This window comes from Archaeoglobus neptunius, from assembly GCF_016757965.1.
In the GTDB taxonomy this organism is placed as follows: Archaea; Halobacteriota; Archaeoglobi; order Archaeoglobales; family Archaeoglobaceae; genus Archaeoglobus; species Archaeoglobus neptunius.
Genome location: NZ_JAEKIW010000003.1, coordinates 13,872 through 37,575, shown reverse-complemented (window position 1 = coordinate 37,575; position 23,704 = coordinate 13,872). Strand labels below are relative to the sequence as shown.

General features: G+C 45.6%; 24 protein-coding genes. 8 read left to right on the top strand and 16 right to left on the bottom strand.

The genetic code is table 11. The features are described 5' to 3' along the window. Window positions 1–96: 96 nt before the first annotated feature. On the bottom strand, window positions 97–3,153 hold the full coding sequence (gene ileS, locus JFQ59_RS02445) for an isoleucine--tRNA ligase (protein WP_202318831.1): 3,057 nt from the start codon (window positions 3,151–3,153) through the stop codon (window positions 97–99). Between the two features lie 67 nt (window positions 3,154–3,220). Here ileS and JFQ59_RS02440 point away from each other — a divergent pair, with 67 nt between their 5' ends. Next, window positions 3,221–4,144 carry a dihydrodipicolinate reductase gene (locus JFQ59_RS02440; protein WP_202318830.1) on the top strand — a complete coding sequence of 308 codons (924 nt, stop codon included), beginning with the start codon at window positions 3,221–3,223 and terminating at the stop codon, window positions 4,142–4,144. A 3-nt stretch (window positions 4,145–4,147) separates the two neighbouring features. Here the strand turns inward: JFQ59_RS02440 and JFQ59_RS02435 are convergent, their stop codons facing one another. The 6 genes from JFQ59_RS02435 to JFQ59_RS02410 are packed head-to-tail and all read right to left on the bottom strand — an operon-like array spanning window position 4,148 to window position 10,076. Then, window positions 4,148–5,137 carry a TAXI family TRAP transporter solute-binding subunit gene (locus JFQ59_RS02435; protein WP_202319000.1) on the bottom strand — a complete coding sequence of 330 codons (990 nt, stop codon included), beginning with the start codon at window positions 5,135–5,137 and terminating at the stop codon, window positions 4,148–4,150. A 4-nt stretch (window positions 5,138–5,141) separates the two neighbouring features. Continuing rightward, entirely contained in the window at window positions 5,142–7,151 is a 2,010-nt protein-coding gene (locus JFQ59_RS02430; RefSeq protein WP_202318829.1) for a TRAP transporter permease, read from the bottom strand. Then, complete coding sequence (locus JFQ59_RS02425; protein ID WP_202318828.1) at window positions 7,144–7,614, bottom strand: DUF1850 domain-containing protein; 471 nt, start codon at window positions 7,612–7,614, stop codon at window positions 7,144–7,146. The genes JFQ59_RS02430 and JFQ59_RS02425 overlap by 8 nt, the downstream gene beginning before the upstream one ends. A gap of 16 nt (window positions 7,615–7,630) precedes the next feature. Next, window positions 7,631–8,320 (bottom strand): ABC transporter ATP-binding protein, encoded by a 690-nt coding sequence (locus JFQ59_RS02420; protein ID WP_202318827.1) that lies wholly within the window; start codon window positions 8,318–8,320, stop codon window positions 7,631–7,633. Further along, window positions 8,311–9,057: an ABC transporter permease gene (locus JFQ59_RS02415; protein WP_202318826.1), complete on the bottom strand. Its 747-nt coding sequence runs from the start codon at window positions 9,055–9,057 to the stop codon at window positions 8,311–8,313. Before JFQ59_RS02415 ends, JFQ59_RS02420 begins: the two co-directional genes overlap by 10 nt. Further along, on the bottom strand, window positions 9,054–10,076 hold the full coding sequence (locus JFQ59_RS02410) for an ABC transporter substrate-binding protein (protein ID WP_202318825.1): 1,023 nt from the start codon (window positions 10,074–10,076) through the stop codon (window positions 9,054–9,056). Before JFQ59_RS02410 ends, JFQ59_RS02415 begins: the two co-directional genes overlap by 4 nt. A gap of 97 nt (window positions 10,077–10,173) precedes the next feature. Here JFQ59_RS02410 and JFQ59_RS02405 point away from each other — a divergent pair, with 97 nt between their 5' ends. Next, window positions 10,174–10,644 carry a helix-turn-helix domain-containing protein gene (locus JFQ59_RS02405; RefSeq protein WP_202318824.1) on the top strand — a complete coding sequence of 157 codons (471 nt, stop codon included), beginning with the start codon at window positions 10,174–10,176 and terminating at the stop codon, window positions 10,642–10,644. Here the strand turns inward: JFQ59_RS02405 and JFQ59_RS02400 are convergent. Beyond that, on the bottom strand, window positions 10,634–10,897 hold the full coding sequence (locus JFQ59_RS02400; RefSeq protein ID WP_202318823.1) for a DUF4405 domain-containing protein: 264 nt from the start codon (window positions 10,895–10,897) through the stop codon (window positions 10,634–10,636). The two genes, JFQ59_RS02405 and JFQ59_RS02400, sit on opposite strands and share 11 nt — an antisense overlap. A gap of 125 nt (window positions 10,898–11,022) precedes the next feature. On the opposite strand from JFQ59_RS02400, the gene eif5A reads away from it, so the two are divergent. The 4 genes from eif5A (at window position 11,023) to pscS (ending at window position 14,249) form a co-directional block, all read left to right on the top strand. Continuing rightward, window positions 11,023–11,409 (top strand): translation initiation factor IF-5A, encoded by a 387-nt coding sequence (gene eif5A / locus JFQ59_RS02395; RefSeq protein ID WP_202318822.1) that lies wholly within the window; start codon window positions 11,023–11,025, stop codon window positions 11,407–11,409. Next, window positions 11,409–12,233, top strand: coding sequence for an agmatinase (gene speB / locus JFQ59_RS02390; RefSeq protein ID WP_202318821.1), 825 nt, complete (start codon window positions 11,409–11,411; stop codon window positions 12,231–12,233). The genes eif5A and speB overlap by 1 nt, the downstream gene beginning before the upstream one ends. Before the next feature lie 513 nt (window positions 12,234–12,746). Further along, window positions 12,747–13,091 (top strand): Mth938-like domain-containing protein, encoded by a 345-nt coding sequence (locus JFQ59_RS02385; protein ID WP_202318820.1) that lies wholly within the window; start codon window positions 12,747–12,749, stop codon window positions 13,089–13,091. 33 nt (window positions 13,092–13,124) lie between these two features. Then, complete coding sequence (gene pscS / locus JFQ59_RS02380; RefSeq protein ID WP_202318819.1) at window positions 13,125–14,249, top strand: O-phospho-L-seryl-tRNA:Cys-tRNA synthase; 1,125 nt, start codon at window positions 13,125–13,127, stop codon at window positions 14,247–14,249. A gap of 148 nt (window positions 14,250–14,397) precedes the next feature. On the opposite strand, the gene JFQ59_RS02375 is transcribed toward pscS, so the two are convergent. The 7 genes from JFQ59_RS02375 to JFQ59_RS02345 all read right to left on the bottom strand — a co-directional run bounded on the left by JFQ59_RS02375 (window position 14,398) and on the right by JFQ59_RS02345 (window position 20,354). Continuing rightward, complete coding sequence (locus JFQ59_RS02375) at window positions 14,398–14,799, bottom strand: hypothetical protein (protein ID WP_202318818.1); 402 nt, start codon at window positions 14,797–14,799, stop codon at window positions 14,398–14,400. Next, entirely contained in the window at window positions 14,790–15,986 is a 1,197-nt protein-coding gene (locus JFQ59_RS02370; RefSeq protein ID WP_202318817.1) for a hypothetical protein, read from the bottom strand. The genes JFQ59_RS02375 and JFQ59_RS02370 overlap by 10 nt, the downstream gene beginning before the upstream one ends. 160 nt (window positions 15,987–16,146) lie before the next feature. Next, entirely contained in the window at window positions 16,147–16,419 is a 273-nt protein-coding gene (locus JFQ59_RS02365) for a hypothetical protein (RefSeq protein WP_202318816.1), read from the bottom strand. A 289-nt stretch (window positions 16,420–16,708) separates the two neighbouring features. Then, entirely contained in the window at window positions 16,709–17,986 is a 1,278-nt protein-coding gene (gene thiC / locus JFQ59_RS02360) for a phosphomethylpyrimidine synthase (RefSeq protein WP_202318815.1), read from the bottom strand. Between the two features lie 39 nt (window positions 17,987–18,025). Then, window positions 18,026–19,117 (bottom strand): LLM class flavin-dependent oxidoreductase, encoded by a 1,092-nt coding sequence (locus JFQ59_RS02355; protein WP_202318814.1) that lies wholly within the window; start codon window positions 19,115–19,117, stop codon window positions 18,026–18,028. 53 nt (window positions 19,118–19,170) lie between these two features. Beyond that, complete coding sequence (locus JFQ59_RS02350; protein WP_202318813.1) at window positions 19,171–19,653, bottom strand: DUF2299 domain-containing protein; 483 nt, start codon at window positions 19,651–19,653, stop codon at window positions 19,171–19,173. After that, a complete protein-coding gene (locus tag JFQ59_RS02345) occupies window positions 19,650–20,354 on the bottom strand; it encodes a 4Fe-4S double cluster binding domain-containing protein (protein WP_230972232.1) in 705 nt (234 codons plus the stop codon). Before JFQ59_RS02345 ends, JFQ59_RS02350 begins: the two co-directional genes overlap by 4 nt. Window positions 20,355–20,437: 83 nt before the next feature. Between JFQ59_RS02345 and JFQ59_RS02340 the strand changes: the two genes are divergently transcribed. Together JFQ59_RS02340 and JFQ59_RS02335 are read left to right on the top strand one after the other, a co-directional pair. Next, window positions 20,438–21,052, top strand: a complete 615-nt coding sequence (locus JFQ59_RS02340) for an MBL fold metallo-hydrolase (RefSeq protein ID WP_202318812.1) — start codon at window positions 20,438–20,440, stop codon at window positions 21,050–21,052. Window positions 21,053–21,094: 42 nt separating this feature from the next. After that, the gene (locus JFQ59_RS02335; RefSeq protein ID WP_330999824.1) at window positions 21,095–23,398 is read left to right on the top strand and encodes a DEAD/DEAH box helicase; all 2,304 of its coding nucleotides are present in this window, start codon (window positions 21,095–21,097) and stop codon (window positions 23,396–23,398) included. On the opposite strand, the gene JFQ59_RS02330 is transcribed toward JFQ59_RS02335, so the two are convergent. After that, window positions 23,395–23,673 (bottom strand): UPF0058 family protein, encoded by a 279-nt coding sequence (locus JFQ59_RS02330; protein WP_202318811.1) that lies wholly within the window; start codon window positions 23,671–23,673, stop codon window positions 23,395–23,397. The two genes, JFQ59_RS02335 and JFQ59_RS02330, sit on opposite strands and share 4 nt — an antisense overlap. Between the last annotated feature and the right edge of the window lie 31 nt (window positions 23,674–23,704).

Sequence of the window (23,704 nt, the reverse complement as noted above, 5' to 3'; positions counted from 1 at the left end):
AGTAAGATTTTCCTCAGAACGTAGTCTTCCACTATGATTCAGGTTGGTCAGTTTTTCTGTTCATTATAAGATATATTTAAAATATTTAAAATTATCTCACTGCAGCCTCCTTATACCGATTATGACTTTATGCCCCTCTATATCCCATTCCCTGACGTATCCTTCAGCCTTGCCGAACTCGAGTCTCTCAGACCTTGTTTCTCTCTTTATGTACTCTTCGAAGCCCCTTACGAGCTCTCTGTCCATTTCCACACCTGTCTCAATAAACTCCTCCACATCAAGGTCGAGCTCCTTCCGCATTTCCTGTATTCTCCTCACAAGCTCTCTGGCGTATGCTTCTTTCATCAGCTCATCATCAAGCTCCTTGTAAATGTAAACAATTCCACCCGGGAACTCTGCATATTCATATCCCTCAGGAAGTCTGTATTCTACAACTATTGCCTCCTTTGCGTCGATTTCCTCACCTTCAAACACGATTTTCTCCGGAACTTCCTTAAGAGATGCAACGTACCTCGCAAATTCTCCGGCCTTATCTTTAAGCAGTGGTCCAATGTATCTGTAGTTTGGCTTGATCTCGATTTCTTTCTCAAACTCCTCCACGACTCTAACATCCTTCACGTTGCACTGGCTTAGTAGGATATCCCTCAGCATTTCAATCGCCTTCTTAACTTTCTCGCTGTCCGTCTCTACGACAATCTCTCTTAGAGGCCATCTGAGCTTTCTCTTTGCCTTGTTCCTTGCGTTACTTGCCGCTTCAACAACATCCTTTGCAACCTTCATGGCAGCTTCCAGTTCTGTGTCTATCAGCTCTGCCTCAACTTCAGGATATCTTTCGAGAAAGATCGATTCCTCTCCATCCCTGAAGTTCTTGATGACGTGCTGGTAGAACCATTCCGCCAGCATGGGTGCAAATGGGGCAATAATTCTGAGGGACCTGTCTATTACCCTGAACATCGTGTAATATGCGGCAATCTTTGACGGTGAATCCCTTTCTTCCCAAACTCTCGGTCTGATGAGCTGGATGTACCATCTGCTGAAGTCCTCAACAAAGAAATCAAAGAATGCTCTCACAACTCTGTGTATGTGGTACTCCTCCATGGCCTCATTTGCGTCCCTGCAGAAGCTTTCCAGTCTCGATAGAATCCACCTGTCTTCAATCTTCAGCTCTCCCTGCTCGTTGTTAAACCTGTAGCCGTCGAGGTTCATGTAGGTATAGGCGAACCTTATGGCATTCCACACAACGTTCAGCATCCTGTTTATATTCCTCGCCTCCTCCCAGCTAAATTTCAGGTCCTCCCATGGGGCTGAGTAGAGGACGTAAAGCCTGAACCCGTCAACCCCGATTTGCTCAACAACTTCCTCGGGCTCAACCACATTGCCGAGGCTTTTGCTCATTTTCCTCCCCTGATCGTCAAGGGTGAAACCGTGCATCAGAACTGCTCTGTAAGGTGCTCTGTCGAAGCAAACCACTGAGCTACCAAGCTGTGAGTAGAACCATCCTCTCGTTTGGTCATGCCCTTCAGTTATGAAATCTGCTGGCCACAAATCTTCAAACTCATCTTTTTTTAGCGGATAGGCGATGCTACCCCAGCTTGCAACTCCACTGTCAAACCATACATCGAAAACGTCTGGAACCCTTCTCATCTCTCCTCCACAATTGCATTTAAAGGTCACGTGGTCAATTTTTGGCCTGTGCAGATCCAGATCGTTCTCCCATGGCACTTCCTCAATGCTTCCGATAACCTTCATTTCCCCGCAGTTTTCGCAGATCCACACTGGAATCGGAATTCCCCAGTACCTCTGTCTGCTGATACACCAGTCCTTGGCGTTGCTCACCCAGTCCTTGAACCTTGCACTTCCCGCCCATTCCGGAATCCACTTAACCTTATCAATTTCGCGCATCATTTCCTCTTTGAGCTCTGAAATCTTTATAAACCACTGTTCCGTCGCCCTGTAGATTATCGGCGTCTTGCAGCGCCAGCAATGCCCGTATCTGTGGACGATCTTTTCCTCGGCAAGGAGCAGATCTTTTCTGTAGAGGTCATCTATGATGTCATCGTTGGCCTCTTTAACGTGCTTTCCAGCATATTTTCCGGCTTTCTCCGTATACATTCCCCTGTCATCTACAGGATTGAAAATTTCCAGCCCCTTTTCCACTCCAAGCTCGTAGTCCTCAACACCGTGTCCGGGTGCGATGTGGACACAGCCAGTGTTTTCTGCTGTGACGAATTCAGCCTGATAGACCTGATGGCTCCAGCTCCTCTGCACCGGAACCTCATCTGCAAGCGGATGCTCATATTCCAGACCTTCAAGGTCTTCTCCTAAATATGTTTCCACAATCTCCCATCTATCGTAGTCCCCCTTACCGAGGATGCTATCCGCAAGCTCCTTTGCCAGAATTAGGTATTCGACTTTTCCGTTTCTCACCGCCTTAACCTTCGCATACTCGAGGGATGGGTGGACTGCCACGGCCATGTTTGCTGGTAATGTCCATGGCGTTGTGGTCCAGATTACTATGTAGGTATCCCTTTCACCCTTAACCGGGAATTTGACGTATATTGATGGATCCTCCTCATCCCAATACTCAACTTCAGCATCCGCCAAAGCGGTCTCACAGCGGTAGCACCAGTTGACGACCATTTTCTTCCTTTCAAGCAGCCCTCTCTCGTAGGCTCTTTTAATCGCAAACCACGCTGCATTCATGTACTCCGCCTTGATCGTCATGTACGGATTTTCCCAGTCCATCCAGACGGCCAGATTTTTGAATTGCTCGGTCATGGCATCCTTGTTTTTCAAAGCATAGTCCATACACTTCTTGATGAATCTGTCGATCCCAAAGCTTTCTATGTCTCTTTTCGTCCTGAACCCGAGCTCCTGTTCGACTTTAACTTCGATAGGCAGTCCGTGCATATCCCAGCCCGGTGTGTCTGTTGGGGCAAAGCCCTTCATCCTTTTGTATCTCAGAATCGTGTCCTTCAGTACTTTATTCCAGGCCGTTCCAAGATGAATTCTGCCTGTGGTGTAAGGAGGCCCATCAACAAAGTAAAATTTTCTCTCTCCTCTCTCTTTTACCTTTTTGTATATGGCATTATCCTCCCAGAATCTGAAAATTTCAGATTCCACATCTTTTGGTGAGTATTTAGCGGGAAGCATGAAACCAAAACTTCATGTGGATTAAAAAGTTTAAGTAAAGTTAATAACCCTTCTTTCAATTTTTTTTATGGACGTTGTTATCTATGGATTTGGCCCAATCGGAAGACTCATTGCAGAATGCTGCGTTAAAAAAGGTTATAATGTTGTCGGAGCGGTAGATGTCGACCCGCAGCTTGTTGGGAAACGTCTGAAAGATTTTGGCATAAAATCTGAGGGTATTATAAAAACTGAGCTCGAATTTGAGGGTGACGTTGCCTTTCTCTGCACAGGCTCTTATCTTGATGAAATTTATCTCCAGATTAAGGAGTGCCTTGAAAAGGGGTTTAACGTGATCAGCACTTGTGAAACTCTGAGCTTTCCCTACTATCGCTATCCCGCACTTTCCGAGAAGCTTGATGTACTGGCGATGGAATGTGGAAAAACCATTCTTGGTTCCGGGATTAACCCCGGGTTTCTTCTGGACTCCCTGATCGTAACCCTCTCCGCAACGTCCACTGAAGTTGGCCGAGTTATGGCCGTCAGAAGCATTGATGCGATGAAGAGAAGAGAATCATTCCAGAGGAAAATTGGAATTGGTCTGAGTTTAGAGGATGCAGAGAAAAAGCTCAGAAACGGGGAAATTACAGGGCATGTCGGATACGCTGAGTCCGTACTCCTCATTGCAAAATCCATGGGTTTTGTGCCTGACGACGTGAAAGAGGGGCAGGAATTTGTTGTAAAAAACGATACTGTTGTCGGCATGAGGGGATTTGGATCTGCAGTAAAGGGCGGTGTGGAAAAGATAAGGGTCGAATTTCACTCTTACGTCGGTGCAGAGGAGTACGAAGAGATCGTGATTGAGGGGGATAACCCGGTAAAATGGAGAAGCACCGGAACAAAAGGAGATCTTGGTACTGCTTCCGTGATCGTCAATCTTACAGAATTTGCTGTCGGGTCAAAACCGGGTTTGATTACAATGGCCGATATAATTCCATTCAGGCCAAAAATGTAAAAATTACTGGAGTAAACCCTTCTCTTTGTAGTATTTCTCAGCTCCGGGATGTAGTGGAATGGACATGCCCTCCAGCGCAGTTTCAAGTGTTATATCAGCAGCTCTTTTGTGGGCAGCTTCAAGCACGTCTCTATGCTCAAATATGGATTTTGTCACCTCGTAAACCAAGTCTTCAGGAAGGTCAGCATTGGTGGCTAGCATTGCAAGAACAGCTACGGTTTTAACGTCTCCATCCAGGCCCTTGTACGTGCCTGCCGGAATCGTCACCTGGGTGTAGAAGGGATAGTCCTGCTTGAGTTTCTGGTATATCTCATCAGGGACTTCAACTATTGTGACATCTCTCACTGCTGCGATATCACTCACAGCAGCCGTAGGTATTCCAGCAACGATGAAGCCTGCATCGATAGTTCTGTCTTTGAGAGCATCTGAAACCTCCTTGAAATTAAGATATCTTATTTCCGCGTTGGATTCGTCGATTCCTGCAGCCTTCAGAATTTGCAATGCATCAACAGCAGTTCCTGAACCCGGAGCTCCAACTGCCACCTTCTTCCCTTTCAGATCGTAGACGGTCTTGATGTTATTTTCCCTGAGCGTAACAATCTGGATTATTTCGGGATACAGGGTTGCGACACCCCTTAACCTGTCCTGCTTTGCGTCCTTGAACATCTCAATTCCGTTGTAGGCATAATATGCTACATCGTTCTGCATCAGACCAAATTCTGCTTCAAGTGTGCCCACTTTTCTGGCATTGACGACGGAGGCGCCGCTTGTTACCGCCGTCGCTTTTATTCCGGGGGCGTACTCCGTTATTACCTGTGCCATCGCACCTCCAATTGGATAGTAGGTTCCTGCCGAGCCCCCGGTCAAAATTGTTACCTCTCTTACCTCAGCAGCGGTTGTGGCTGTGGGCGCTGCAGGTTTCCCCTCCTGGGTGCAGCCAAGTAGAAAAATAGCTCCAAAAAGAAGCAGCAAGATCGGCCAAATTTTTTTCATCATATCACCCATTATATACACTGTATTTCTGATTTATAATTATTCCCATAAAAATGGCAAGGCCAGCAATTTTTATCATATAGTTTGGAGCTAGAAGTAGCAAGCCAGAAATCAGGGCAACAAGTCTCAGGGGCTTTGATAGTGGTTTGATCAGATTTCCAATTGTTCCGGCATTGACTGCTGTGATCCCCAGCATTATGGATGCCAGAAGGGTTAGGAGGTAAACGACATCATCAAACGTCCTGATACCGATTAAAAGAAGAACCGGTGAAAAAATGAATAGATACGGCACAAGATACTTTCCGATACCAATTTTGACAGCATTAATACCGGTTTTCCACGGATCGCTGCCGGCTATGGCTGAACCAGCATAGGCTGCGAGGGCGACCGGAGGTGTTAAATCAGCGGCAACGCCAAAGTAGAACACAAACATGTGTGCCGGCAAAACGAGTTCAGGGTAGGCACTTAAAAAGTCCCTGACAGACATGCCGTATCCCTGCGCCATGAACGTGATTATCGCCGGGGCAGCAATTGTGCTTGTTATTATGTAGTTGGCAGTGGTCGGAACACCCATTCCGAGAACAAGAGAAACAAGCATGGTTAAAACCAGAATGATGAGTAAATATCCGTGAGAAATTGCTATGGCAGATGCCGCAATTTTGAATCCCAGTCCCGTCAGTGTCACAATTCCCACAATGATGCCGGCGGAAGCGCATGCCATTGCGACAGCAACAGCACTTCTCCCTCCGTGTTCAAGTGCCGCCAGGATGTTCAGTGCAATACCCCTTATCACAACTTTAAATGGGATTTTTTCTTCACTCCTCACATTCTTGATGAGGGGTTCGAGAACCATTATCGCTACAACCGTGTAGATCGAGAAAACTGCAGCGAGAATTGGGGTGTAACCTTTAACAAGCAGGTAAATTATAACGAAAAGAGGTACCAGGTAGTACCATCCCTCTTTGAGAACGCGAAAAGGAGATGGCAACTCCTCCCTCCTTATCCCTCTCAGATTCTCCTTCCTCGCTTCGAGATCAACTGCAGAGAAAACGCCGAAGAAGTAGAGAAAAGCGGGGATTATTGCTGCGTAAACAATGCTGATGTATGGCATTCCCACGAATTCAGCCATTATGAATGCGGCAGCACCCATTATTGGAGGCATTATCTGTCCGCCGGTTGATGCTGCTGGCTCCACAGCTCCGGCAAATTCTGGCTTGTATCCGACCCTCTTCATCAGTGGAATTGTGAATGCCCCTGTTGTAACGGTGTTCGCAACAGAACTCCCCGATATCGTTCCCATGAGGGCTGAGGACAAAACTGCAGCTTTAGCTGGCCCACCAACCATCCATCCGGTGAGTGAGTAGGCGAGATCAATGAAGAATTTTCCCGCCCCGGATTTCTCCAGAAATGCGCCAAATATTATAAACAGAACGACGAAACTTGACGAAACGGCAATAGGAGTTCCAAAAATCCCCTCTTTTGTGAAATACAGGTGTTCGAGTATCTGTTTCCAGTCATAATTCGGGTGTGAAAGTGCCCCCGGAAGGCCGGAGCCGAATTTGGCGTAGAGTATGAAAGCAATTGCAACCGCAACAAGGGCGGGATTCACAACCCTTCTCGTCGACTCGAGAACAAAAATTACGGCAAGAAATGCGATAAAAAAGTCGTAAGGTGTGAAGCCAACAGCAGCTCTGTAAAGTATCTCCGTATAGTTCATTGCCAGGTAGAATGCCACATAAAACCCTACCGCAGCAAGTATAAAATCGTATACGGGAATTCTCTTCTCAACCTTCTTCTTTGTTTTTGGAAAGACGAGAAATGAGAGTGCAATTGCAAATGCCAGATGAATCGATTTCACAACGTCATGCTGCAGCAAACCAGTAAAGGAGCCGTTAATAACGTGAAATGTTGAGAAAACGATTGCTATCACCGATACAACGATAGCGTACTTTCCCCTGAGTTCTCTCTCGTGTAAAAATTTTTTCTCAAGCTCGGTCACGTCAACCTCATTCATTCCAGCACCTCCCTAACATGGCCATGGCAGGATTCAGCCTCACGATTTTCACTTCGATATCTCTACCAAACCCTCCAAGTGAAATGTTCAAAGCGCCAATTTCAAGCCGGTAATCGTTAACAGGGCTTGTGGATATTTTCAAAGTACCGATGTCCCTTTCTATTTTATACTCAAACCATTCCTCCCCCTTATAACTTGCTATTGAAAAGTTTTTCTCGGTACTTGGTAACCCCCATCCTGAAGATTTGACAAGAGTTTTCTCCAGCTTTATGGATCCGCTCACAATTTTGAAAAAATCGATCTCTTTCGAAAGCTCTACAGAATGGATAAAAGACACCGTGAACGTATCACCTTCTGCAACGGAAACGAAGCATTCACCTTTATTTCCAGAAATCATCAAATATGTGTTCTGAGCTGAAGCGACCAGTAGAATGAGAATTGCCAATGGAATGATTTTTTTCATAAACCATGTTTTTTCTTCAACTCTTTAAAATTTCGTAAATTTCTCTCCTCAGTTCAACAAATTCCTCCGAGTTTCTGTCTCTGGGTTTTGACATTTCTATTTCAATTGTTCTGACAACTCTGGAAGGGCGTGGAGACAGTACGACAATTTTGTCTGCCAGATAAATGGCCTCATCAATGCTGTGCGTGACAAAAATTACACTTTTCCCGCTCACAATTTTCAAAAGTTCCTCCTGCATTCTTTCTCTCGTTCTTGCATCAAGGCTGGCAAATGGCTCATCCATCAACAGCACATCTGGATTTACAGCGAGAGCTCTTGCTATTCCAACTTTCTGCTTCATTCCACCGCTGAGTTGCTTTGGATAATAATTCTCGAATCCTCTGAGACCAACAAGGTTGATTATGTCTTCAACGCTGCCTCCAGTTCCAGCGGCCTTCAACGCAAATAGAATGTTTCCGTATACAGTTCTCCAAGGTAAAAGTCTGTCGTCCTGGAAGACGAATCCGATTCTACTTCCACCTTCAAAAATTATGTTTCCCTCATCGGCCTCCTCCAGTCCGGCGATAATTTTCAGAATTGTGGTCTTTCCACAACCGCTTTCGCCCAAAAGACAGATAAACTCTCCTTCTTCAACCAAAAAACTGACACCATTGAGAACTTTGAGACTTCCGAACGATTTTTTCAAACCCTCAACGATCAGCGCCATGGCATCACTACCCTTTCAGTTTTCACAAGAATCCAGTTCATAAGATATCCTATTATGCCTATCATCGCCATTCCGGCAACGATTTCCGCAGTCCTTCCCCCAACCTGATACATTATCAGTATAAAGTATCCAAGCCCCTCCCCGGATGTGGCGATCATCTCCGCAGCGATTATGCTCATCCATCCAACCCCCATTCCAATCCTGATGCCCGTCATAATACCCTGCAGGGAGTGTGGAATAACTATCTCTCTCAGGATCAATCTGTTGTCAGCCCCAAAAGCCTTAGCCATTTCCAGAAGCTCCTCTGGAGTGTTTCTGGCGTAATCCAGAACCGAAATTAGGCATGGGAAAAAGGCACCCACAAAGACTATGAAAATTTGGGCCACCTGAACCGTATTCGGGAACGGAGAGAAAATTATGTATGCCAGTGGAATCCATGCGAGAGGGGGTATGGGACGAAGAGCCTCAATTGCCGGAATCAGCAATTCTCCAGCATTCCTGTTCCATCCAGTGATTATTCCCAGAGGAACTGCGATGCTGAATGCGATGCTCGAGGCAAGGACAACCCTCAAAAGACTCGCAAAAGCATGCTCAATCAGCGTTTTTCCGAGAACAGGTTCTGGATGGATCAGAAGATAAAAGAACGTTTCCGCTACATCATGTGGATACGGTAGCTCGGTAAACAATGAAATTCCGTACCAGATCAGAATGAGCAGGGCAGCACTTTTAAGTCTCATGTTGTTATTCCCAGTCCTGCTTTTTCGGCTGCTATTCTAAGCAAAAAGTCCTGTACAGTTCCAAATCCAGGAATAGCAACTTTTTTACCGGCTAAATCCTGAATGCTGTTTGCATCTCTGGCAACTATCGCTGAACCCTCTGCATTGGCTCCAGCTATCACGCTTATCCTAATGTTATCGTTGACCCTCTTAAGTGTTGCGGGAGCGCCGCCAAGATAACCCGCATCTATTTCACCGTTCTTAAAACCCTCCATCTCCTGTACTCCGTTTGCAAATTCCTTTGCCTCAACCTTCAAACCAACCTTATCGTAGTAACCCTCTTTCAAGGCAACATAGAAGGCAAGCTGATGAAGATCAGCAGTAAGGTACCCGATCCTCACCTTCCTGTTAACCTTTTCGGGTACCCAGCTTTCATTCTCCTTCAGCTTGGAAACAACGTAGTTGTAAATATCCTCATACAGAAAATCAGATAAAAATTCCTTCTCACTTCTGTACCCCAGCTCTTCGGGCGTTTTTGTAAGATACCCACCATTCCTGAGCCCCTCATAGTACTTCACAAACTCATCCTTGTCCGGAAATTCTACGAATTTTATCCTTTTCATAGCCTCCTCAACCACTTCTTTGCTCTTCCCGGTGAATTGAGAAGCGTACTCAAGAACCTTTTCCCTGTTCTCTTCCGAATTTATAAATCTCGTTGCCTTTACATGTGCCCACACCAGCGCTATCAGTACTTTTCTGTCCGTGTTTTTTGCTGCTGCAACCACGCAACATGGGTGATTCGGCCAGATATCCTTCGAGGTGGCGATGATTTTTCCGTAACCATGAATTACAGCTTCGCTAACAAAGGGTTCCCATGCAACAAATGCGTCAATCTGGCCAAGCTTCAATTGCTCAACCATATCTCTGGGGGACATCGTTACAACCTTTATCTTCCCCTGTTCATGCTTAGTTACCTCTGGTTGCTGGCATCCGGCGATTAGCAGCCCAACGAGCAGGGCCAGCGCTGCAATACGTCTCATATGCCCAGGTAACCGGCATTTGTTAATAACCTTTCTGATCAGAATTTAAAACTAACCAAAAGAGAAAAATTTTATTTTCTAATGTTCTATTGTGGTTATGAGCGCAAGATTGGCAGAATGCATAGCGAGGGGGGAGAATTTTGGAGATTGCCTGAGAAAATTGCTTGCAGAGAAAGGGATAACTCCAGCCGAGTTCTCAAAAAAGGCTGGATTGCCCAAATCAACACTCTACAAGATACTCAATGGCTACAAGCCAAGATATGACACACTGGCGAAGATTTTTTCGGCCCTGTATGACAGAAGGGACTTTATAGCTTTAATCGCCGCCAGGTATGTACTTGAGGACGTGAGAGTTGATGAGAGGGTTAGAGTCTACCCCACCTCAACGCTGGAGGATGCGATTGTTGCGATTGTGAGGGCCGAAAAAGATGGGGCAAGGGCGATTGTCTGTGCCCCCATCCTCAGCAGTCTTGCAGAAAAGCTTGTAGACATACCTGTGATGACGATTAAGCCCGGGAAGAGTGTGGAAAAAGCTGTGGAACACGCAATTGAGATGGTTAGCCTTTAAGAGTCTCCCTAACGTACATCTTAACACAATTCCTGTTCTCCAGAATATGGAGGGTTATGAGAATCACGCCGGCTAGGGCGACGTATGTATGTACATCCTGCCAGAACTGCTTCTGGAATCCAAGGAAAATAAGCTGGCCCGATCTTGGCCCTCTTGGCCAGAAGTAAAGAACAAATCCAGTAAAAATCGTGAACATGCCTGAAAGGATCATTGAGTAGAACAAGAATATCCGTCTGACCTTTCTGAGGGACATGAAGTTACTATTTTTGGTATGTATATAAAGATGCCTGCCCTCCGAGATGAACCGAAATACCAGACTAAAAATTGATATCAGAAAGATTTAAATTTACGCAAAAGAAGGCTGCAGGGGGGTTGAGTATGAGGCAGCAGGTTGAGGTCAGACAGCTTAGAGAGGGAGGATATGTTGTTATTGACGATGAACCATGCGAAATTCTCAGCATTTCGGTGAGCAAACCCGGAAAGCACGGTGCTGCGAAGGCAAGAATTGATGCCATAGGGATTTTTGATTCTCAGAAGAGGAGCATAGTGCAACCGGTGACCGCAAAGATTTACGTCCCTATTGTGGAAAGGAAAAGGGCACAGGTGATCAGCATAACAGGCGATGTTGCGCAGCTCATGGATCTTGAAACGTACGAGACCTTTGAGCTTGAGATTCCCGATGAACTCAAGGACAGAATAGAGCCGGGAAAAGACGTGATGTACCTGGAATCTCTCGGCAAAAGAAAAATTGAAAGAATGGCATAATGCACATAGACTCATATTTCTCAATCTCAAATTCAAATTTTGAAAATGCTGAATACATTATTTATGGAATTCCATTTGATGCATCTCAGTCTTTCAGGCCCGGATCGAGGTTTGCTCCCAATGCGATACGGGAGGCGAGCTGGAATCTCGAATCCTATTCCAATCTTTTTGATGTGGAATTGGAGTTAGTTAAGATTTGTGATGCAGGAAATATCAACTGTGACGGAAGTTTTGAGGAGATAATTCACAGAACTGAAGAATTTTTGAACAATGTAGGAGGATTTCCAGTTGCTATTGGTGGAGAGCACACTGTGAGCTTTGCAGCGACTGGTAAGTTCAGGAACTGTCTTTACGTTGCCTTCGATGCACACTTCGATCTGAGGGATGAATTTGATGGTTCTCGCTACAATCACGCCTGCACCGTCAGGAGAATTTTTGAGGAAGGGATGGATGCGGTAATTTTTGGTGTTAGGAGTGGAACAAAGGCGGAGAAGGAGTTTGCAAGGAGTAACGGGATAAAATGGTTACATTCCTGGGATTTTGACGTTAAAGAGGCAGTTAGGATGGTTGAAAGATACGACAGGATCTATCTTTCTCTTGATGTTGATGTTTTTGACCCCTCATACGCCCCGGGTGTTTCAACCCCAGAACCGTTTGGAATTGCCCCAATTGACTTCATAAGGTTTTTTGAGGGTGTGGCAGAAAAAGTTGTGGCCTTTGATATTGTGGAGGTGGTGCCCGACCAAAGCGGGGTTACGCAGACTCTTGCTGCGAAGATCATACTCGAAGTTATAGCCGCCAAGAGCAGGTTATTATGGCAATAGTAGTGGGTGAGCGATCTGAATGTGGATGTTGGTGATATGGCCGGATTCAGGATAACCGTACACAACAATCAGACTCAAGGTGTAAGGAACTATTGTTGCAATTGATTACCTTTCCTCAGGCCTCAGGTACTCTGGCAACCGACCATTCCACCAGTTGTGCTGAATTTCTCATCCCTGCCCAGAGACTTCCGGGTGTTACAGAAACACGGAAACTGTTGAACTCTCCTCGTACCGTAAACCCTGAAAACAGCCCGTCAATAGAGTACGATTCAACCGTTATGAACTTCAACATCGTCGTGTCCGGTGGGAACTGGGTTCGAATGCCGAATTTGGGGTTGGTTTTGGCAGGGCGGTAATTAATTGAAGAAGTGCAGAACCGATCCCAGAGTTTACAGCAGGCGGATTAACAGCAGCCTCTTTTGCCATTGTTGTGTCCATGATGTGGAGAAGGAGATTATGTAACTTTTTTTATTGTGGAAAAAAGTAAATTAATGTCCGGTCGAGACTATCTTTATGGAAGTTGAAGCTTATTCATTTGGCAGAATCAGAATTGGAGGAAAGGACTACACAAATGATGTTATTGTCGGTGCAAACTTCATTAAACCAGACTGGTGGAGAAAAGAGGGACACAGAGTTGTTCTGGAGGATATTGAAGATATCATCAAAGCTGAGCCTGAAATCGTTATTTTCGGAACGGGTGCGAACGGGAGGGTTAAAGTTGACAGGCATGTTGTTGAGGCACTGAGGGATTTGGGCGCAGAGGTCGTTATATCTGAAAGTGGGAAAGCGGTTGAACTCTACAACAAGTTGCTGAGGAGCGGTAAAAGAGTTCTGCTTGCTGTTCATCTTACCTGCTAAAACTTTATTAACTTCCAGGCAGTTTTGTGGTGTATGTTCAAGAGGGACACCAAAGATTTCATAAACATCGATCCCCTGCAGACAGGAGGGAAACTCACCGAAGAGGCAAGAAAGGCTTTGGCTGAATGGGGAGACGGTTACAGCGTCTGTGACTTCTGCACAACCGGCAGGCTTGACGAGATAAAAACTCCACCCATATTTGACTTCGTACACCATCAACTACCCGAGTTTTTGGACTGCGATGTGGCGAGAGTTACGAACGGTGCCAGGGAAGCGAAGTTTGCGGTCATGCACTCTCTGGCGAGGAAGGATGGATGGATTGTAATGGATGAGAATGCACACTACTCAAGCTACGTTGCTGCTGAGAGGGCCGGGTTGAACATCGCTCTGGTTCCTAAAACAGACTATCCCGAGTACAGAATAACTCCCGAGAATTTTGCCAAAACGCTGGAGGAGACTAAGAAAAAAGGAGAGATTGTCCTGGCCCTAATAACTTATCCTGACGGTAATTACGGAAATCTACCCGATGTTGTGAGTATTGCTAAGATATGCGAGGAATACGGGGTACCTTTACTCGTCAATGCCGCTTACGCCATAGGAAGGATGCCTGTAAGTCTGAGAAAGATTAATGCGGACTTCGTGGTTGGTAGCGGGCACAAGAGCATGGCAGCGAGTGGACCAATTGGCGTCCTGGGTATGAGAGAAGACTGGGCAAAGATCGTTCTGAGAAGATCCGAGAAATACAGGAACAAGGAGTTAGAGCTTCTTGGATGCACAGCGAGAGGTGCAACGATAATAACACTGATGGCCTCCTTTCCTCATGTGAAAGAAAGGATTAAGAGATGGGACGGAGAGGTGGAGAAGGCGAGATACTTCGCCAGCAAAATGGAGGAGATGGGAATAAAACAGCTCGGGGATAAGCCTCACAACCACGATCTGATGTTCTTCCATGCGGAGAACCTTTACGAAATATCGAAGAAGGTAAAAAAGGGGAGGTTCTTTCTTTACAGAGAACTTAAGGCGAGAAGGATACACGGCATAAAGCCCGGATTGACGAGGTACTTCAAGCTTTCAACTTATGGGTTGAGTAGGGAGGAGGTGGATTACGTTCTCAATGCATTTGCCGAGATTCTGGAGAAGTACGGACAGAACATCTAAGTAAAATCGCTTTAAGATAGAGTGGGTAATGGGAAGTTTCGGTCTAATCGGGAGATTCACTGGTGGGAGCTAAGATCAAAAAGCTTTGGAGCGCTCTCAACTCTTTTTATATCTGACTTGATTTCGGAGTATCGTCAATTTTGTATGGCTAAAATAGAAACTTTATGAAATCCTCCTTACTGAAATAGTGAACCTGAATCCAAATTGCCATCACGAGCATGAATTTAATACTGATTGGATTGAAGAAAATAAAGCCCAGAGCTACGAGTACTTTTGTTTTTGTGTTGAGCATAATTTTACGTCTTTTGTAATCCCACAACACCACCAAGGAACACGCAAACGGGTAGTATAATGGTGAAAAAATTATCAAAAATAAAGAAAAAAGAATATATGTCTCAGGCGGATGATAAATTGATAGCAGTACACCGCCACTGAGAACTGCATGCAGATAGTTGATAATATATTCTATGACGATCCAGTGAACACTTGGCATAATCAGAGCTATCACAACTTTCCTCCTCTCCAACCTCAGAAACTCCCTCACCGACATATCAGCCTTACCGTATCTTTACCATAAAATTGAGTTTTGTTTGTCGCTCCACTGACGGTAACTTCATTCCTCCCGCAACTGAGCACATTTATGACATCTCTAACTTTGAACATTGCCATCAGTATGCGTTTCTTGAACTTATGCTTTGGCAGCTTTAGCTTTTTGAATTGTTTTTCAAACTCAATAACTTTAACTTTCACTGGAGACACCGCATAGTTAAGCTTGATTGATGATTCGTTAAGTTCTCCTTCAGGTAGTTCCACGAATGTCATCATGTAACCATGTTTAAGACACTTGTGGATGATTGGCGGTATTACATCAACCCTAACTTCTTTACCTACTCTTTTCTTGATCGTTTTAACTTCTCCCTTCTCAATGCTATCATTTATTGTTGTTTTATCAGTTAAATTGCCATTGTTCCACCAGATTGTTTGTAAGGTGTAGTTTGCCTCTTCTTTTCCATAAACTGTCATAACATATTCTCCCGGCAACGGATTTGGAATGATTGCTAAACCAAGCATCATCTGCGATTCGTTCACCTCAACATCTGGTAGTAGAGTAGAGTTTGGTATCTCATTGAGTATTTTGGATTCATTATTTGTTATGATTGTTCCGATGTTTCTCCCTGCTGGGTCTGTGATCAGAACATCTATTCTATCAGAGCCAAATGGAGCAAACCAGACTGCTATGTAGTAGTTTCCTTTTATCTGGTAACCTTGGGCGGCATCTTCAAGGGTTGGTAATCTCTCGTTAATGGTAAATTTATGTTCGAGCCCTAAGAAATCGTAGGCACTTATTTCTGTCCAGTATACATCTGGCGTTGTGATGAACCATAGTTCCACACCAAAAAATGTGCCAAGAAACAGACTTAGTGCTACTCCTAAATTTCTAAAATAAACGTTTGCTGTGTATTTACCTCCTCCTACTGACATCGCATCAATAGTTTGTCTGAAAGTAAACGGCTCATATTGTGTAGTAGTGTATTTCACTTCTCTAATAGATACGTGGTTTGAAAACGATGAGTTCATCCTGACCCATATCGGATATGGATTTCCAATTATTGTCTTTAAAGCTAATAGGGGATCAATTGTACTGTCTGCAACCATACTCTTTAGAGACTTCTCCCATAGGTTCTTCACTTCATAGCCAGTCAACTCTGGTTTTCCTTTCTCGACAGTCACATTCACCCACACATACCCCGAATCCTCGCAGACACAGCACCCTATGCATCCGCTTCCGGATGCAAATCTGACTGCCGTATCATTTACTTCACAGTAAGCGGGCCTGCCACCGTTCTTGTCCACCTTGTATCTGCAATCGTTAACCCCGGTAATCCCCCACCCGCTGTCAGGGTTGAGCCAATCTCCCCCTGACGTATCCGTGGTCTGGGTAATAGCAGTCAGCCTCCGAAACTCCCCCCACGAGCAGGTGGTATTTGTTCTCGTCAACCTTCTTCCTCTCAACATGCCAGCCATGAGGTATTGCAGCGAAAATCACACCATGATAGCACATACAGCCGGTTTTCTCCGGATCAAGCTCCTTACATTTTACTCCCAGATTAACCTGTGTAGCAGTACGGAATCCACTCAGCCATGCTATCAGAATCATCAAGACTCGCATATCTGCTCTCTCCCACGGATAATTGCTGTCTGAAAGCATAAACCGGCCCAAAGTTTGCAGCATCAAAGCGGACGGCAACATCTCAGTTTGGAGGGGTAGAATGGACGAACGCTGTGGGATGCACAGAAGGCCACACTTGGCAATCATCGATACAAGACTCGTTCATTTGCTCCGCACCCGCTATACCAACTGCTATAGCTAAACAGAGTATAACTCTGTTAATGTCACTTCATGACATATAAAAGTTTTACTAACTGTTAAAATACTGCATGTGTACAGAGTAAAAAACTCAATTATGCTCAAAAGCCTCCTTAACAAGCTTAATCGCACACAAATCTCCGCACATGCTGCATGCATCACTTTCCGACCTTCTTCTACCATACACCTCTCTCGCCCTCTCCGGATCGATTGACAGTTCGAACTGCCTCTCCCAGTCAAGATTTTTTCTGGCTACAGACATTTCGTAATCTCTCCTCCTTGCCCTGTCCCTCTGTCCCTCTTTTATCAGATCTATGGCGTGAGCAGCGATCTTGGCAGCTATAACCCCTTCCCTCACATCCTCAACCGTCGGCAAAGCGAGATGCTCTGAAGGTGTGACGTAACAGATGAAATCCGCCCCTGCCATCCCGGCTATCGCAGCACCTATCGCAGCAGCGATGTGGTCGTATCCGGCGGCAATGTCAGTTACAAGAGGACCGAGAAGGTAAAGGGGAGCGTTGTCGGTAACACTCTTCATTGCCCTGACGGAAGTTTCAATCTGGTCGAGAGGCACATGTCCCGGCCCCTCAACCATGCACTGCACTCCTGCTGCCCTGCATTTCTCGACGAGCTCGCCGAGCATTATGAACTCGGTGTATTTCGCCCTGTCTCCGGCATCATGTATGCATCCCGGCCTGAATGCATCTCCGAGGCTGATCGTAACGTCATATTCCTTTAAAATTTCAAGAAGGTAGTCGAAATCCTTGTAGTAGGGGTTCTCCTTTTCATTGTGGAGCATCCAGCCGATGATTATCGCCCCGCCTCTGCTGACAACACCGAGCAGTCTGTTTGACCTTTTCAACCTTTCCACACTAACCCAGTTAACCCCGGAGTGTATCGTCATGAAGTCAACTCCATCCTTTGCCTGCCTTTCCACAACCCTGAAGAAGTCATCCTCGTCCATGTCGATAACCTTGCTACAATCCCTCGCAGCCTGATATACTGGAACGGTGCCGAACGGCACATTCACGACCTTCATTATCTTCTTCCTTATCTCGTCCAGATTGCCACCGGAGGACAAATCCATAACAGCATCTGCTCCAGCTTTTTGGGCAACAATTGCCTTCTCGATCTCCTCTTCAACATTTACATAATCCGCCGAAGTGCCTATGTTAGCGTTAACCTTTGTGGATGCGAACATACCTATGGCTCTCGGCTCTATATTCCCTCTCCCCACATTCCTTGGGAGTACTAAATAACCGTGAGAAATCAGCCTGATGAGTTTTTCAACCTCTACTCTCTCATACTCAGCAGCTTTTTTAACGAATTCATCCACACTGCCTTTCCTCGCATCCTCAACTAAGGTCATAATCTAAAAAAAGGTGTAAGGGCAATAAAAACTTTCCCGCTAAAAGTGACTCATTATCTCATCAACCAGTGTGTAGGATGTCTTTATTTTACTGACGTCTCCGAAATACGTAAGGTTCCAGATGACGATGTGCTCAACCCCTACCTTAGCGTATTGCTCGAACTGCTGAACTATGTCTTCCGGTGTTCCTGCAATGTACGCAACTCTCATGATCTCATCCGGCACTTGTTTTACCGCCTCCATTATCTGCTCCTTGGTGTACTTCGTTGGGATGTAGTCAAGCAGGCCGTAGAACTTGCCGAACGGGTGTTTGTAACCGAGAGCTTCGTAGAATTCGGAAGGGACAAGCAAAGCATGCACTTTCAGGATTGGCGATTGCAAAAGCCTTTCAACCTCCTCAGCCTTCTCGTCCACTATCAAACTAACAAAAATAGCTTTGGTTATATCATCTGGATCCCTGCCAAATTCCTTTGCATACTTTTCGAGCTTCTCCGCTCTCTCTGCATAAGATTGGGGCGGTAGAGTTGTCGGCAACCACCCATCCCCGTGCTTTGCTGTTAGTTTCAACATTCTGTTCCCGTGAGCACCAAACCAGAACGGCATCTCTCCCACAGGCTTAATATCAAAAACTGCATCTTCAAGCCTGTAAAACTTACCCTCGTAGTTTATCGTCTCACCGTAATCGCTGTTGAGCATGAGCTTCATGATCTCAACTGCCTCCTCAAGTCTTGCAACAGGCTTTTCAAAATCTATACCGTACGGCACTATGTTCTCAGCCTCTCCGGCACCAATACCAAGGATGAACCTGCCGTTTGTTGCATGATCTGCTGTTACCGCCTGCTGCAAAAGCACTGCAGGATGCCTTCTGAACACCTCAGTAACGCTAACTCCAAACTTTATCTTCTCCGTCGCAGGAGCAGCGTAGCATATCTCGCAGAATGCATCGTAGAACATGTGACATGAGGGATAGCGCATTGCAAAAATTGTCTCCTTCCACAGGTCGTGAGGATACCAGCCCATCAGATGGTCAGCTACCCATATCGCTGCATAACCTTTTTCCTCCATCCTCTTTACAGTCTTAGGCATGTCACTTATTGGCGGAAATGTAGGTGCAACCGTTCCGAATTCCATAGGGGCAACAGGAATTCAGACTATATGAACTTTTTGATTTAAAAATTAACAAATTAACGATACATTATCAAATCCGAACCCTCATGACCGCCAAAGCTTCTCTGCATCATCCAGATTATGAAGAGCTTGCATTTGTGCACCTGCCTTATGGCATCCATAAAAAGGTTCTTGTTAAGCCCGTCGAAGTATATCTCCCTTGTAAACTGAAAGAGCTGCGGATCTCTAGCATTTGGTAAAATTTGGAAGCCGGTCTCAAGAAATAGAATTTTGAATCTTATTTCCCATAGCAGTTCCTCCCTCTTCGCATCGCCAAGGCTCATAACGGATCGATAATGATCATCGCTCAGCTTTATACCCGAAGCTATCACCAGCATATCCTCCCTGTTTTTGGGAAAGATGACATCTATGAACTGCCTTGAATTTGGGGGAACCTCAGCAAGAAAGTGAAAGTCTGCGTTTTCGTCTGCAATCTTGTCCTTGTAAATACCCTCCTCTACCAGCCAGTCCCTAACCTTTTTGGCAATCTCCTCCTTCATGCTCTAACTTCTTTCCGCACTTTATTCTTTTTTCCCCACGGACACACCTTTATGCATATCCCGCAAACCATAGTTCCGATGTTCGGATCGGCCGCAAACTCCTGGAGCTTTGATGCGCACGTATCCACGTCGAATACGTCCTCTCTTGAAGAGGGATAATCCGCAAAATCCGAGTATTTTAGGGCACCAACTATGCAGTTCTCAATGCATTCTCTGCACACCCCGCACCTGTTCCTTAGAGGTTTTCCAGCCTCAAGGGGCATGTCCGTCAGAATGCTTGCAAGCCTTACTCTGGGTCCAAATTCTGGCGTGATCAGCAGCAGATTCCTTCCCACCCATCCCACTCCTGCAGCTCTGGCAATGGCTTTGTGGGAGATGTAGCTCCTCCAGTACAGCTTACTTATGATCTTCGATGCCGGAATCGGTAATGCTCTGTAACCCATTTTTTCAATGAATCTGCTCAGTCTGAATGCAATATTGTCCAGAATGTCGTTGGCCACAACGTATTCCCTCGAATAAATCGGCCTCGATTCTGGAAGACCATCGAACACAGTGTCGGGAAGCTTTACCCCTATTGTTATTCCGTAATCGAACCCATCCAGGAGGGTTTTCGGGTAGGTTTCGTAGCCTCTCACATAGTCCAGGTCCGCAACCCCGAACACATCAGCACCGAGGTCTCTGGCGGCTTTTTCGATATCCATATTCTAAATGATTTTTCTTTTACTTAAAAAATTTTCGGGTAACCGAATCACAAAAAACTTAACCGCTCAAAACAAGTCCGTTTATGAGACTCTTCGACAAAGTTTATGCCTACACCTGGGGTAGAGCATTTTACGACTCATCAAACTGCTACATCATCAGAGATGATGAATGTGTTCTGATCGATCCGGGCACCTTCAAAAGCTATACAAACCTTTTCGGTTTAATGAGAAATGATGGAATTGAGAGGGTCGATTTCGTGTTCAACACACACCTGCATAGAGATCACTGTGAGAGCAACGTCATGTTCATGGGGAAAGGGGCGCTTTTGGGATTTGATGAGAGGGACAGGGAGGTAAGCCAGTTCAGCTTTTCATCAGACCTGAAGCTTGGTAGGACTTTTGTAGTGGGCAACACGGAGATAGAGGTAATAAGAACTCCCGGTCACTCACCCGGAAGCCTCACGTTCTATCTTCAGGAGTTTGGGATTGCCATAACCGGTGATCTGATTTTTGAAGGGGGTGTTGTTGGGAGGTTCGACGTTTATGGCAGTGATAGGAAGCAAATGATAAGGTCTCTTGAAAGGATAAGGTCTCTTGAGGCGGAATACATCATGCCGGGTCATAAGAGGGTGATGCAGGGGAGGGAGGGGATTGATATGCTTATTGAAAGGGGAATTGAGTTTCTGACATTTTACTGAGCTTGCATAATCAATTTATTTCTTCCTGTTTCAGAGAAACAGGTGGTAGAGGAGTTGTTCTGTCCGGAATGCGGGATGCTGAAAACGAGGTGCAGTTGCAGAAAAGAGAGCATCAGAGAGAGAAATCTGAAGCTGCTGAACGAAGCCGGTTTCAGGGATCATCTCCTTCCGATTTTCAACACAGAGGATGAGATCGTTATATACAGAGTTTTCAAGCCGTTCAACGAAGAACCAACGGAAGAACTTGGTTTTCTCCCAGAAAAACTTAGAATGGTCCTGAAGGAGAGAGGAATAAAAAGGCTGTATCCCTTTCAGAAAAAAGCAATGGAACTGCTTTTGAATGGAAAAAACGTGGTTGTGACGGCACCCACCGGATTCGGCAAGACCGAGGCCTTCATTATCCCGCTCCTTGAAAAAGTTTCGGAAGATGGCAGGGCTCTTGTGTTCTATCCGACTAAAGCTCTGGCAAGAGATCAGGAGGCTAAAATAAAGCAGTACGCCTCATCTCTCGGGTTAAAGGCTGTGAGATTTGATGGAGATTCAGATACAGATGAGAGGAGAATGGTTCTAAGCGGGAAGGCAGACATTTTGCTTACAAACCCTGACATGGTTGACTACCACCTGCGCAACACTCCGGCATTCCGTCATTTTTGCCGGGACGTTACCTTCATTGCAATTGATGAGCTGCACACCTACACCGGTATACTGGGAAGCAACATGCACTACCTGATCAGGAGGCTTTCGAGGTTCGGCAGATTTCAAATTGCCTGTGCGTCAGCAACCCTGTCCAATGCAAGGGAGTTTGCTGAAGAGCTGTTTGACAGGGAATTTGTCCATGTTAGCGGACACCACAGAAAAGGTGTTTTGCATCTCGTTGCCCGCTACACTCCCAGCCTTTACTCATCGATTAAGGAAATCGTTTCCGCTCTAAAGGGTAGGAAGATACTTGTTTTTGGAAACAGCTACAAAAGCGTGGAGACAATCAACCTCATTTTGAGAAGGTCAGGAATCAGGTCAGCGATACACAAAAGCGGATTGCCGAAAAAAGTAAGGGAGCAGGTGGAGGAAAAATTCAGAAATGGTGAAATCAACGTTGTCGTTTCTACACCAACCCTTGAGCTAGGGATAGATATTGGTGATGTTGATGTTGTCATCTCCGAACTTGTGCCGTACAGCCAGATGCAGCAGAGAATCGGAAGGGCGGGGAGAAAGGGACAGGAAAGTATTGGGATTATAATCCTGAGAGAGGAGGACTCGATAAGCACATACTACAGGGCAAATCCCGACGAGTACTTTAAAGAGGAGGCTCTCGGCTACGTTGAGAAGTACAACGAAGAGATAATGAAGTACCAGCTTCTCTCGATGTGCATTGAGAAACCACTGAAGGTTGAAGAGATCGAAAAGGAGGGGCGAACAGTCCTCAGAGAGCTCGAGGATCGCAAACTTGTTGTTAAAAAGGGCGGATTTTACTTCCCTACAGCTTACGGTGTTGAATTTTCCAGGGGTTTCAGCATGAGGGGAATGGGAAAGTCAGTGAAAATGTATCACCACGGAGAGTTTGTGGGTGAGAGGTCTCTGCCGGTAGCCGTAAAAGAATTGTTTCCGGGAAGCATAGTAATACACAACGGAACAACGTACCGATCAGTCGAACTGGATCTGGACATGCTAAGGGCTGAACTTGCAAGAATAGATGAGAAAAACGAAATCACCGATCCGCTCTACACAACCATACCCCGGATTGTTGGTGTCGAGGCTGAAATCGACGAACCCGTTAACGCCGTATACTGCGATCTTGAAATCACAATGATAGTTCACGGCTATGTTGAGAGGAACGTTTTCGAAAAGGAGAGGAAGAGCATTAATTACCTCAAAGAACCTATAAGCTATACTTTCAGAACCAAAGGATTTCTCTTCTCCGCTCCGTTCCCGCAACCAGACGACTTCGAGGACTACTACGCTGGAAGTTTCCACGCTCTCGAGCATGTGTTGATTGAAACTACGGATGCCATAACGGGCGGTGGAAGCAGGGAAATGGGTGGAATTTCAGTACCGGAGGGGGATATCTTCATCTACGATGCAACTGCGGGAGGGAGCGGCCTGTCAAAACTCCTCTTCAAAAGACTGAGAAGGGCATTTGAGATTTCGTACAGCATCCTCAAGAACTGCGAGTGCGGAAGAGCCGATGGATGTCCGAGATGCACCTACAGCTATCAGTGCGGAAACAACAACCAGCCCCTGAACAGGATTGGCGCTATGAGGATTGCTGAAAAAGTTATAAAAGGTGAAAAAAGGAAAACCGACTGGAAAAGATACGACGAACCGGTAGAATTCCGGTATTTCCCCTAGTACACAGCTCTCACCATTGCCAGTTTCTTCAGGCTTTTGCAGAGCTCTTCGGCCTCCTTTTCCTTTCCCATGGCCTTCATTATTCCCATGCAGAGTTTAAAAATCGCCTCCTGATGCTCGTTTTTCTGTCTGAAGATCTGCACGGGAGAGATCTGCAGACTCTCATACTCTTTGAAATATTCGTTGTCGATACCATAGCTTTCAAAAGTTTTCTTAATGTGGAAAAGCAGCAAATGGAGATGAACAAGCTCTTCTTTGCCAAACTGGCTGGACATAACCCTTGTAATCGGCAGGACACTTAAATGT

Excerpts from the sequence above, each read along its gene's own strand:
- JFQ59_RS02375 (WP_202318818.1), bottom strand. The coding sequence starts at position 14,799 with ATGTCGGTGAGGGAGTTTCTGAGGTTGGAGAGGAGGAAAGTTGTGATA.
- pscS (WP_202318819.1), top strand. The coding sequence starts at position 13,125 with ATGTTCAAGAGGGACACCAAAGATTTCATAAACATCGATCCCCTGCAG.
- JFQ59_RS02385 (WP_202318820.1), top strand. The coding sequence starts at position 12,747 with ATGGAAGTTGAAGCTTATTCATTTGGCAGAATCAGAATTGGAGGAAAG.
- JFQ59_RS02410 (WP_202318825.1), bottom strand. The coding sequence starts at position 10,076 with ATGAGACGTATTGCAGCGCTGGCCCTGCTCGTTGGGCTGCTAATCGCC.
- JFQ59_RS02425 (WP_202318828.1), bottom strand. The coding sequence starts at position 7,614 with ATGAAAAAAATCATTCCATTGGCAATTCTCATTCTACTGGTCGCTTCA.
- speB (WP_202318821.1), top strand. The coding sequence starts at position 11,409 with ATGCACATAGACTCATATTTCTCAATCTCAAATTCAAATTTTGAAAAT.
- JFQ59_RS02400 (WP_202318823.1), bottom strand. The coding sequence starts at position 10,897 with ATGTCCCTCAGAAAGGTCAGACGGATATTCTTGTTCTACTCAATGATC.
- JFQ59_RS02330 (WP_202318811.1), bottom strand. The coding sequence starts at position 23,673 with ATGTCCAGCCAGTTTGGCAAAGAAGAGCTTGTTCATCTCCATTTGCTG.
- JFQ59_RS02365 (WP_202318816.1), bottom strand. The coding sequence starts at position 16,419 with ATGCGAGTCTTGATGATTCTGATAGCATGGCTGAGTGGATTCCGTACT.
- JFQ59_RS02355 (WP_202318814.1), bottom strand. The coding sequence starts at position 19,117 with ATGGAATTCGGAACGGTTGCACCTACATTTCCGCCAATAAGTGACATG.
- JFQ59_RS02340 (WP_202318812.1), top strand. The coding sequence starts at position 20,438 with ATGAGACTCTTCGACAAAGTTTATGCCTACACCTGGGGTAGAGCATTT.
- JFQ59_RS02405 (WP_202318824.1), top strand. The coding sequence starts at position 10,174 with ATGAGCGCAAGATTGGCAGAATGCATAGCGAGGGGGGAGAATTTTGGA.
- ileS (WP_202318831.1), bottom strand. The coding sequence starts at position 3,153 with ATGCTTCCCGCTAAATACTCACCAAAAGATGTGGAATCTGAAATTTTC.
- JFQ59_RS02350 (WP_202318813.1), bottom strand. The coding sequence starts at position 19,653 with ATGAAGGAGGAGATTGCCAAAAAGGTTAGGGACTGGCTGGTAGAGGAG.
- JFQ59_RS02435 (WP_202319000.1), bottom strand. The coding sequence starts at position 5,137 with ATGAAAAAAATTTGGCCGATCTTGCTGCTTCTTTTTGGAGCTATTTTT.
- JFQ59_RS02440 (WP_202318830.1), top strand. The coding sequence starts at position 3,221 with ATGGACGTTGTTATCTATGGATTTGGCCCAATCGGAAGACTCATTGCA.
- JFQ59_RS02415 (WP_202318826.1), bottom strand. The coding sequence starts at position 9,057 with ATGAGACTTAAAAGTGCTGCCCTGCTCATTCTGATCTGGTACGGAATT.
- JFQ59_RS02420 (WP_202318827.1), bottom strand. The coding sequence starts at position 8,320 with ATGGCGCTGATCGTTGAGGGTTTGAAAAAATCGTTCGGAAGTCTCAAA.
- thiC (WP_202318815.1), bottom strand. The coding sequence starts at position 17,986 with ATGACCTTAGTTGAGGATGCGAGGAAAGGCAGTGTGGATGAATTCGTT.
- eif5A (WP_202318822.1), top strand. The coding sequence starts at position 11,023 with ATGAGGCAGCAGGTTGAGGTCAGACAGCTTAGAGAGGGAGGATATGTT.
- JFQ59_RS02430 (WP_202318829.1), bottom strand. The coding sequence starts at position 7,151 with ATGAATGAGGTTGACGTGACCGAGCTTGAGAAAAAATTTTTACACGAG.
- JFQ59_RS02345 (WP_230972232.1), bottom strand. The coding sequence starts at position 20,354 with ATGGATATCGAAAAAGCCGCCAGAGACCTCGGTGCTGATGTGTTCGGG.